The sequence below is a fragment of the Marinobacter azerbaijanicus genome (genome assembly GCF_030250645.1).
GTDB classification, from domain to species: Bacteria; Pseudomonadota; Gammaproteobacteria; order Pseudomonadales; family Oleiphilaceae; genus Marinobacter; species Marinobacter azerbaijanicus.
This window is the reverse complement of sequence record NZ_JASSVS010000050.1, coordinates 1-2478: the sequence shown is the minus strand read 5'-3', so window position 1 is coordinate 2478 and position 2478 is coordinate 1. Positions and strand designations below refer to the sequence as shown.

3 protein-coding genes are annotated in these 2478 nt (G+C 63.4%); 1 reads left to right on the top strand and 2 read right to left on the bottom strand.

All coding sequences use genetic code 11. The features are described from left to right. On the bottom strand, positions 1-548 hold a 548-nt coding region (locus QPM17_RS23445), incomplete at its 3' end, for a MarR family winged helix-turn-helix transcriptional regulator (protein WP_285394155.1). A 160-nt stretch (positions 549-708) separates the two neighbouring features. On the opposite strand from QPM17_RS23445, the gene QPM17_RS23440 reads away from it, so the two are divergent. Next, a complete protein-coding gene (locus tag QPM17_RS23440) occupies positions 709-1422 on the top strand; it encodes a DUF899 domain-containing protein (RefSeq protein ID WP_285394156.1) in 714 nt (237 codons plus the stop codon). A 48-nt stretch (positions 1423-1470) separates the two neighbouring features. Here the strand turns inward: QPM17_RS23440 and QPM17_RS23435 are convergent, their stop codons facing one another. Then, the gene (locus QPM17_RS23435) at positions 1471-2292 is read right to left on the bottom strand and encodes a helix-turn-helix domain-containing protein (protein WP_285394154.1); all 822 of its coding nucleotides are present in this window, start codon (positions 2290-2292) and stop codon (positions 1471-1473) included. Positions 2293-2478: the final 186 nt, after the last annotated feature.

Below are 2478 nucleotides of genomic sequence, written 5' to 3'. Positions count from 1 at the left end.
TCATACTCTGCGTTCCAGCCGTACTCCTGCGCGTAGAGCACCGCCTGCCGATGAACGATCCAGCCCATGTCGCCCGGCTGCGGATCGCGCAGCAGGTAGCTCGCGTCGGATTCACCGAGCAGCCGCCGGATCTTGTTCATCGCCTCGGTGAGTTGGTGCTGCTCCGGCGTCGAAAGACGCTTGAGCATTGAGACGACTTCACTCTGAGACGCTTCGTCCAGCGACCGGAACGTCACCAGGCCCTGGTCCGTCAGCTGCAGTTGCGCCGCCCGCCTGTCGGCGGACGAGCGGGTCTTGGTAATGAGCCCTTGTTCTTCGAACCCTTTCAGCACCCGGCTCACATAGCCCGCGTTGAGCCCCAACTCCCGGCAAAGATCGGCGCTGGTGAGCGTCGGCCGGTGTGCCAGTTCATACAGGATGCGAACTTCCGTGAGCGAGAACTGGCTCTCCAGAAGCTGCTCGTGCAATACCCCAATCTGCCGCGTGTAGAAACGATTGAAGCTGCGTACGGTCCCGGCCCGCTCGTGTAGGTCTTGTTCTGCGCTCATGGGAGATTCTCTGATTGCTTGCCTAGAGCAAGCAATTAGTTGCTTTAGGCAATCATGTCAACGCGTGCCACTCTGCCCAGCTGTCGAATCCAGCCCCCACGGGACGACTACCTCCTGCAACGTCAGCACAGGAGGAAGCCTCGTGTCAGTGCATGCTGAAATGTCCCACCCCGTCGTATCCCGCGAAGAGTGGCTAACCGCTCGCAAGGTGCTGCTGGCCAAGGAAAAGGAACTTACCCGCCTGCGCGACGGCCTGAATGCCAAGCGCCGCGCCTTGCCGTGGGTGAAAGTCGAGAAGGCGTATGTCTTCGATACGCTCGGAGGCCGCAGGACGCTCGCCGATCTGTTCGATGGACGCAGCCAGTTGATCGTCCATCACTTCATGTTCGGCCCCGGTTGGGAGGCGGGTTGCATCGGTTGCTCCTTCGCTGCCGATCACATCGAAGGCACGCTGGTCCATCTCGAGCACCATGATGTGAGTCTGGTGCGGGTCTCACGCGCTCCGCTCGGCGAGATCGAAGCCTATCGCCAGCGCATGGGCTGGCGTGCGAAGTGGGTCTCCTCGCACGGCAGCGACTTCAATTACGACTACCATGTCTCGTTCCGGCCCGAGGAGATCGCCAAGGGCGAGGTCACCTACAACTACGCCACGAGCAACGTCTCGATCGAGGATCTAAGCGGCCTCAGCGTGTTCTACCGCGATGCCAACGGCGACATCTTCCATACCTATTCGACCTACGGGCGCGGCGACGAACTCGTCGATGGCACCTATATGCTGCTCGACATGACACCCAAGGGCCGTAACGAAACGGGTCCCCATCACAACCTGATGGACTGGGTGAAACGCCACGACGAATATGAATCGGTGAGATAGGACCCGCGAGGCCATAGTGCGCTGCCACCGGCTCGGGCCAGTCGCGACCTAGCCATAGCGTTGCCGCACATACTCGAGGTAGCCTCCCGGCGTCAGGCCGATCACGGCTTTGAAGTCGTGGATGAAGTGGGCCTGGTCGAAGTAGCCGGCGGCGTGTGCAGTATCGGTCAGTGACACCGCCGCCCCGCCCCGCTTGATCAGCTCACGGCTGCGTGCGATGCGCAGCAGGCGGGCATAGCGCTTGGGCGAAAGCCCCACATGTTGCTGGAACAACCGCTCCAGCCGACGCTGGCCAATCGGCAGCGCATCGACCAGTGCCCCGATGCTGCCTGCTCCAGGCCCGTGTAGCGTGCGCCGGCGCAGCCACTTAAGCGACGCCGAGAGCACCGGCGGCGCCACTTCCGCATGGCGCAACCGCTCAAGCAGGAAGTGTTCCAGCAGCACGATGCGCCCAACCAAGTCAGGCGCCTGGCACAGCCTCTCGTGCAGCGTCTCGAGCGCCAGATGACGCAGGGCATCGCCCGGTACCAGCTCCCCCCCGGTCAGTGCCGACAGCGCCTCGCCGATGAACAACGCCCCGCTTCCCGGCAGGAAACGTACGCCGAGCAGGTCGAGTTCCTCGCCCACCGACAGCCGCGCCGTGCGCAGCTTGGGGCCATCGACCCAACAGGCGCCGGCAACGGCCTTCCCGTCGCGGCTCAAGGCACCGCCGAAGTTGAACAGCAACCCCATGCCGCCATCGGGGTGCAACAGTTCCACCGCCTCCGCACCCGGCACGGCGATACCCTTGGCGTGCCAGAAGCATTGCACATGGTCGCGCAGCGCGAGGCCGGGGGCAAACTGCCGCAGGCACAGGCCGGTCGGGGGCAAGCTCCCACAGCCAGGTCGAAAATCTACAATGTCGCGCCCAACGCCCGGGCTAGCCTGGGGCCTGTCATTCACTGTCAGGAGACCCTCCCATGCGCATGAACTATTACTCCGCCAGCCCCGCCGGCCTCAAGGCCATGCTCGACCTGCAGAATCACGTACACAAGACGGCGCAAGAGGGTGAGCTGA